Origin of the sequence: Aliiruegeria lutimaris, from assembly GCF_900099935.1 — a bacterium.
Lineage (GTDB): Bacteria > Pseudomonadota > Alphaproteobacteria > Rhodobacterales > Rhodobacteraceae > Tropicimonas > Tropicimonas lutimaris.
The window spans coordinates 24,082-31,168 of record NZ_FNEK01000061.1 but is presented as its reverse complement, the minus strand read 5'-3'; the positions used below and the strand labels follow the sequence as shown (position 1 = coordinate 31,168).

At 64.2% G+C, this 7,087-nt stretch carries 6 protein-coding genes and 1 pseudogene; 2 read left to right on the top strand and 5 right to left on the bottom strand.

The genetic code is table 11. The features are described from left to right. Positions 1–91: 91 nt before the first annotated feature. Positions 92–1,492: pseudogene (locus tag BLR85_RS21210) on the bottom strand (esterase-like activity of phytase family protein); the annotation flags it as partial. Between the two features lie 171 nt (positions 1,493–1,663). Here BLR85_RS21210 and BLR85_RS21205 point away from each other — a divergent pair. Then, entirely contained in the window at positions 1,664–2,467 is an 804-nt protein-coding gene (locus BLR85_RS21205; protein WP_093162033.1) for an alpha/beta hydrolase, read from the top strand. A gap of 111 nt (positions 2,468–2,578) precedes the next feature. Here BLR85_RS21205 and BLR85_RS21200 read toward each other — a convergent pair whose 3' ends face one another. From BLR85_RS21200 to BLR85_RS21190, 3 genes are read right to left on the bottom strand one after another with little or no spacing between them, the layout of a single operon-like run. Continuing rightward, the gene (locus BLR85_RS21200; RefSeq protein ID WP_093162024.1) at positions 2,579–3,133 is read right to left on the bottom strand and encodes a hypothetical protein; all 555 of its coding nucleotides are present in this window, start codon (positions 3,131–3,133) and stop codon (positions 2,579–2,581) included. 58 nt (positions 3,134–3,191) lie between these two features. After that, entirely contained in the window at positions 3,192–4,187 is a 996-nt protein-coding gene (locus tag BLR85_RS21195; protein WP_093162021.1) for a P1 family peptidase, read from the bottom strand. Between the two features lie 16 nt (positions 4,188–4,203). Beyond that, positions 4,204–4,944, bottom strand: a complete 741-nt coding sequence (locus BLR85_RS21190; RefSeq protein WP_093162019.1) for a glucose 1-dehydrogenase — start codon at positions 4,942–4,944, stop codon at positions 4,204–4,206. Between the two features lie 45 nt (positions 4,945–4,989). On the opposite strand from BLR85_RS21190, the gene BLR85_RS21185 reads away from it, so the two are divergent. Continuing rightward, the gene (locus tag BLR85_RS21185) at positions 4,990–5,976 is read left to right on the top strand and encodes an aldo/keto reductase (protein WP_093162016.1); all 987 of its coding nucleotides are present in this window, start codon (positions 4,990–4,992) and stop codon (positions 5,974–5,976) included. Positions 5,977–6,294: 318 nt separating this feature from the next. Here BLR85_RS21185 and BLR85_RS21180 read toward each other — a convergent pair whose 3' ends face one another. Further along, positions 6,295–7,083, bottom strand: a complete 789-nt coding sequence (locus BLR85_RS21180; protein ID WP_093162013.1) for an enoyl-ACP reductase FabI — start codon at positions 7,081–7,083, stop codon at positions 6,295–6,297. Positions 7,084–7,087 lie beyond the last annotated feature (4 nt).

Genomic DNA, 7,087 nt, shown 5'->3' with positions numbered 1-7,087 from the left:
CGCCACACTAACAGGCCGGACACACGACTGTACTGACAGACCATCGCGACCACAGAAATCTCTTGCAATGCAGGAGCCATCCACACAGGCCATTCACGGCGTAGAGGATGCCGGGCTGTTCGGGATCCGCCACCTGGCCCGAGATCGCGCCCCAGTTCACCGGCACGCCATTCGGCTCGCTCAAGCCCTTTGACGTGAGCATCGGGTATTGGGCTTCACCCTCCGCACGTTCGAACACCATCACATGCGCGCGGGTGCCGCCATCCTCGACAAGGTCAACCTCGTTGGCGGAAACCAGAAGGTTTCGCTGTGGAATGGCGACATAACCCTCTGGCCCAATTCCCGAGGGCAGGAGTTGCTTGAGCACCGGGTTCTTCGGATCGGTGGCGTCATAGACACCGACGACCGAAGCGTGTTCGGCACCGATGAATATTAGGGGCGTGCCGTCGTAAGTGGCGATCTCGACCGATTCCGGCTCGACGCCCTTGTTGCCGGAACGCTTCTCCGGGTAGTGGCCGATCTCGGCGACGGCATACTCGAAAGAGGTGCCGCTCTCGTAGACGACTGTGCCGTCCTTGTTGAGGATCGTCCAGCCGCGCGAGCCGCCATCCATGTCGCCCTCGTTGGCGATGACGAAGTGATCGTCATCGAGCCATTTGACGGCGTCGGGTTCGCGCAGGCGGCCCAGTTGCTCGCCCTCGAAGGTCACGGCGCGTTCTTCGGGGATATCGATGTTTTTCAGGTCCACGGAGCCGGCGGAGAAATTGGCGATGACCTCACCCTCCTTGTTCACCACGGCGATGTGGTTGTTCTCCTGCAGCGTGACGACGGTCTCGCCAAGAGAGTTGATGTCGACGAATTCCGGCTCCGGATCTTCTGGAGAGATCTCGGCCAGGCCCGTCATCTCAACGACTTTCTTGCCTTCGCAATCGATGCCAGCCTCGGCTGTTGGCAGCAGCACCACGAAACCCGCCGGCATCTGGCCGGTGCGGCCGTCGCCTGCATCCTCGTCACGTTCGTTCTCCATGGCGACGGCAATGAACGAGCCGTCCTTGGCCGCGGCGATGGAGTCCGGCTGGCCGCCGAGGTCACAGGTGCCGATGATCTCGCGAGTTGCGATGTCGAGCACGGCCAGGTGGCCCGACGGGACGGTATAGCTTTGGGACGTGTTCACACCGGCAAAGGCATTGTTGCCGATGATGGCGACCGAGGTCGGCTCGCCCTGAAGCGCTATGTTTCCGAGCGAGGCCGGGTTGGCCGGGTCGGTGATGTCGATCAGGCCGAGCGCCTCCAGCGGGATGTCGGTATAGACCAGCGTCATGCCGTCGGGCGTGGCGGCGATTATCTCGGCAGAGGTCTCGTGGGACCTGTCTTCTCCAGAGGGCATGTTGTCGGGTGTCGCAAAGGATGCGATCCGATTGAAGTTCATTTCGGCCTGCGCTGTGCCGGCGATCAGCGCGAGAACCGAGGAAAATGCGAGAAGCTTTTTCATGCTTGCCCCCTGTTGGGTTTATTTGTCAGGCGAGCTTTGGAGCAGTTTCGCAACAGGAATATTACAGTTGGTGAATCTCCGCGTATTTATCCTCGGATCGGTGGCACGGGGCGGGGCTGGTGCGGCGGGGCGAGAGCGCCTATGTCGTTCGAAAGCTGCAAGGAGTCTCCGATGATCGACCCGACCGCCTATGACCAGGCCGATTTCATTCCCGATGGGCACAGCTATTTCGAGCGCTGGGCCACGGCGGCGGAAGCTTTCCGGGAGTTCATGCCGGCGGAGCGGATGAAACTTGATGTTGCCTACGGGGCAGGCGAGAGGCAGCGCTTTGACCTGTTCCTGCCGGAAGGCGAGCCTAAAGGGCTTTTCTTTTTCATACATGGCGGGTTCTGGCGGATCAGCGGGCGCAAGGACTGGTCTCACCTTGCGGCAGGGGCGGTTGCGCGTGGCTGGGCGGTGGCGATTCCGTCCTATCCGCTGGCGCCGCAAGCCCGTATTTCGGAGATCACCCGGTCGATCGCCCAGGCGCTTGAAGCCGCGGCGGCGCGCGTGGACGGGCCGATCCTGATCTCGGGGCATTCGGCGGGCGGGCACCTGACGATGCGGATGGTTTGTCCGGATGTGGACCTGCCGGACGCGGTGCGGGCGCGGATTGCCGGGATCCTGCCGATCTCGCCACTCGCCGATCTGAACCCGTTGATCATGCTGCCGATGAATGGCGATCTCAGGATCGATGCGGCGGAGGCAGAGACGGAGAGCCCGATCTTCTATCCGGAGCCGAATTGCGCGGTTGAGATCGAAGTGGGGTCCGCCGAGCGGCCTGTCTTTGTCGACCAGGCGATCCGGATGGCCGATGCCTGGATCAAGGCGGAACTGATCGTTGCCGAGGGCTGTCACCATTTCGACGTGATCGACCCGCTATGCGATCCCGAAAGCCCGATGATGCAGCGCCTGTTCGCCATGGCGGAAGGCTGAGAGGGGGCACCCCCTCGGGGCGCGATGCTGGCGCATCTTGACCCATTGGGGGGGCGTCGCTGGCGCGGCGTGGAAACAGCCGAGCGTTCCGGCAAGCGAGGGCGGAGCGCCCTAGCGGCCGAAACCGGCCATGGCGTCGAAATCCATCTGTTCGAGGATCGGTTGCATGACAGCGAGCGGTGCGCCGCTGGCCTGGACCAGGATGCGATTATCGACCAGTCCAGTCAGTTCGCCCTCCTGTTCGATGAAGGTTTGGGCTCCGATACGTTGCTGCTTTCCGACGAGCATCCCCGCCGCGCCGAGCATTCCGGCAAAGCCCTGTACCATGGCATTGTCCGCCATCAGCAGGATGGTGAAACTGTCCTGCCCTCGGGAATAGGTCGCCTCGGCGCCCACGCCACCGCCGAACATGGCCATGGCGGTGCCCATATCTGTGTTGATCTTGCGGTCCCAGCCTTCCGGTGCGGGAGGAAGCAGATCGGTCAGGCCGGCCGTCTTCATCTCGCGCACGAGTTGCTGCGCGTAGGCCAGTTCGTCCAGCACCTGTTGCATTTGGCCGGCCTCGTAGGCCGCGCGCGCGGCATCGAGCGTTTCGAGGATCTCGTCGGCTGAAGCCGTGACCGGTGCCAACACGGCCAGAGCCGATGCGAGGAAAAGGCGTTTCATGATTGCTCCGGTCAAAGGATACCCAGAGATGCTAGAGGATTGGCGCGGAAGGCTCAATTCAAGGCTGCTCCTCGGGGCGAAATTTCTGCGCCCAGCAGGGCACGGGATCTGCGGCTGCCGGGCGCGCTGAATAGACGCCACGGGCGATTGCGCGGGCAAGGCAGGTGGCCGCAGCGTGGCCGAGCGCCATGGGCGACAGGATCGGATCTGGCAGGGCGCGGGCGCCGGTTGCGGCGGTGAAGACGAGATCGCCGTCATAGGGCGTGTGCGAGGGGACGATGGCGCGCGCCATTCCATCATGGGCGGCGGTCGCCATGCGCTGCGCTTCGGCCTGGCTCAGGGCAGCGTCTGTGGCGACGATGGCGATGGTGGTGGCCTGACCGTGTTTGAAACCGGGCTCCGCGCCGGAATCATGCCGGCGGACGGGACCCAGGCCGCCGAACTCCTCTCCGAATTCCCAGGGGCCGGCCCAGAATTCCGGGCCATTGCCGGTCACGTCGCCGAGCGCGTTCACCGCCACCAACGCGCCGACCGTGATACCGCAATCCAGCACCAGCGAGGCCGATCCGAGCCCACCCTTGAGGCTGCGCGTCGTCGCCCCGGTCCCCGCGCCCTCGGTGCCCAGTGCGAAATCTTCCGCCGCATTGGCCAGCGCCGCTGTACCCAGCTTCTTGTAGGGATTCTCGGTCCAGTCCTTGTCGCCGCCATTGAGCAGGTCGAACAGGATCGCGCCCGGCACGATGGGCACGCGCTGATCGCCGACGGCGAAGCCGCGCCCCTGCGCGCGCAGCGCGTCTGCCACGCCGGAGGCCGCATCCAGCCCGAAGGCCGAGCCACCCGAGAGCACCAGCGCATCGACTTGCTGCACCGTCTTGTCCGGGGCCAGCAGGTCCGTTTCGCGGGTGCCGGGCGCGCCGCCCATCACATGCACGGCGGCGGTGAAGGGCTCCGTGCCAAGCAACACGCTCACGCCGCTTTTCAGCGTCTCATCCTTGGCATTGCCGACCAGAAGGCCGGGAACATCGGTGATCAGGTTGCGCTTGCCCGGTTTCATGCTTGTACCTGTCTGCTCAGATACAGCGTCCACCATCGACGCGCAGCACGGCGCCTGTGATCATGCTGGCCTCGTCCGAGCAGAGATAGAGGGCGGCATTGCCCATGTCCTGCGGCGTGGAGAAGCGGCCGAGGGGAATGGTGGAAAGGAACTTGGCCCGCATCTCGGGCGTATCCTCACCCATGAAGGAAGCAAGCAGCGGTGTTTCGCCCGCCACCGGGGCGAGCGCGTTCACCCGCACGCCATGGGGGGCCAGTTCGACCGCCATGGCCTCGGTCGCGGTGATCATCCAGCCCTTTGAGGCGTTGTACCAATTGAGGCGGGGGCGGGGAGACACGCCGGCGGTGGAGGCGACATTGAGGATCGCTCCTGCGCCGTTGGCCTTCATATGCGGCACGAAGCTGCGCGCGGTCAGGTAGACGGACTTGGCATTGACCGCGAGCACGCGATCGAAATCTTCCTCTGTCACGTCTTCCATCGGCGCGGGCAGGTGGGTGATGCCGGCATTGTTCACGAGGATATCGACCGTGCCGAAGGCGGCGATGGCGGCCTCGGACATGGCTGCGACGCTCTCGCCTTTGGACACATCGACCGGTTGGGCGATGCCGCCGATCTCCGCCGCGATGGCCTCTGCGGCCTCGGCGTTGATATCGGCGACCATCAAGCGCGCGCCCTCCTCGGCGAAGCGGCGGGCGATGCCTGCGCCGAAACCCGAGCCGCCCCCGGTCACGATAGCGGTTTTTCCTTCCAGTCGCATGCGACTCCTCCCATTGTGCAGCCAGTTATCGAGAGGAGACACCTCATGACACTGGATCTCAACAACAATCCGCGACTTGGCATGGGATGCTGGGCAATTGGTGGGCCATTCTGGGCCGAGGACGCGCCCCTTGGCTGGGGGGAGGTCGATGATGGCGAGTCAATCCGGGCGATCCACGCCGCGCTGGATGCCGGTGCGCGATATTTCGACACCGCGAGCGTCTATGGCGCGGGGCACTCGGAAGTCGTTCTCGGCGCGGCGCTGAAAGGGCGCGAAGACGTGGTCATCTCCACCAAGATCGGCAATCTCTTCGACGCGAAATCAAAGCAGGTGACGGGGAACGTGGCAACTCGCGAAGAGGCTGTTCAAGAGATCGAAGGCTGCCTGCGGCGGCTGGGGCGGGATCACGTCGACATGATCTTCCTGCATCTCAACGAGATGACGCCGGAGGAGGCCGCCCCGATCTTCGACGCGCTGGAGGCCGCGCGTTCGGCGGGAAAGATCGGCAGCTTCGGCTGGAGCACGGACTTCCCGGATTCGGCGGCGGCCTATGCCGACTGGCCGGGCTTCACGGCCGTCCAGCACACGATGAACCTCTGGGTGCCGGCCAGCGCCGTGCTGGCCACGATCGAGGCGCACGGGCTGCTATCGGTCAACAGGATGCCAATGGCAATGGGCGTGTTCTCGGGGAAATACACGGCAAGCACGACGCTGCAACCATCTGATATTCGAACCAATTCCTTCGACTGGATGGAATATTTCCAAGGCGGGCAGGTGGTGCCGGAAGTGCTCGACATGCTGGAAAGCGTGAAGGAGTTGCTGCAAACCGGCGGTCGCAGCGTGGCGCAGGGCGCGCTTGGATGGATCTGGGCAAAGAGCCCGAATACCTGCCCGATCCCGGGCTTCCGCACCGTTGCGCAGGCCGAGGAAAACGCACGCACGCTGCAATTCGGACCGCTGCCGGAAGCGGTGATGGTCGAGATCGAGGCGCTGGTGAACCGCCCGCCAGAGGGGCCGCCACGCGCTCGGTAATGCGGTGTCGGGCTTTTGCTTCGGCTGCGACTTGTTATGCCTTCATGCCGATACGTGGCAGCTCGACACTGCCCAAATCGTTATGGCTCGTGGCAACGAGGGGGACTGCCGCCGAGCAGAGCTCGAGCGGCGATGGCGCCGCTTCGCGGCGCGGAGCATTGCTTGAAGCTTTAGCCGGATGGATGCTGGAGTTGTCGTTACGGGCGAAGTGCAACCGCCGCGCACCAGAGGTGCGCGGCCACCCCCGCCGGCCGGCGGGAAGTCTGCTTCAACGCCTGACGCCCGCGTGTCACCAGAGGCGGGCGATCGGAAACGGTCTCAGAGGTTTTCCGGCTGCGGCATGCCCAGAACGTGGTAACCGCCATCGACATGGATAATCTCGCCCGAAGTGCAGGCCCCGGCATCGGAGGCGAGATAGACCGCTGTGCCGCCCACCGCGTCGAGCGTGGCGTTGGCCCGCATCGGCGCATTGGAATCGGTGTGTCGGAAGGTGGCGCGGGCACCCGAAATCGCGGCTCCGGCCAGCGTCTTCATTGGGCCCGGCGAGATGGCGTTCACGCGGATACCGTCCGGGCCGAGATCGTTCGCAAGGTACCGGACTGCCGATTCCAGCGCAGCCTTGGCCACGCCCATGACGTTGTAATAGGGCGTCACGCGGTTGGAGCCCTGGTAGGTCAGCGTCAGGATCGTGCCGCCTTCGCGCATCAGCGGCGCCGCACGGCGGGCGACGTCGATCAGCGAGTAGCAGGAGATGGTCAGCGAATTGCGGAAATTCTCACGGCTTGTGTTGATGAACCGACCGCCCAGCTCGTTCTTGTCGGAATAGGCGATGGCGTGGACGAGGAAGTCCAGCTTGCCCCAATTCTCCTTGAGAACTGCAAAGGCCGCGTCCAGCGAGGCATCGTCCATCACGTCGGCATCGATCAGGATGTCGGAACCGATCGACTCGGCAAGCGGTCCGACGCGTTTGCCGAACGCTTCGCCCTGGTAGGTGAATGCCAGCTCTGCACCTTCGCCGGCCATCGCCTTGGCAATGCCCCAGGCGATGGAGCGATCATTGGCGACGCCCATGATCAGGCCCCGCTTGCCCTTCATCAAATCAGCCATGAAA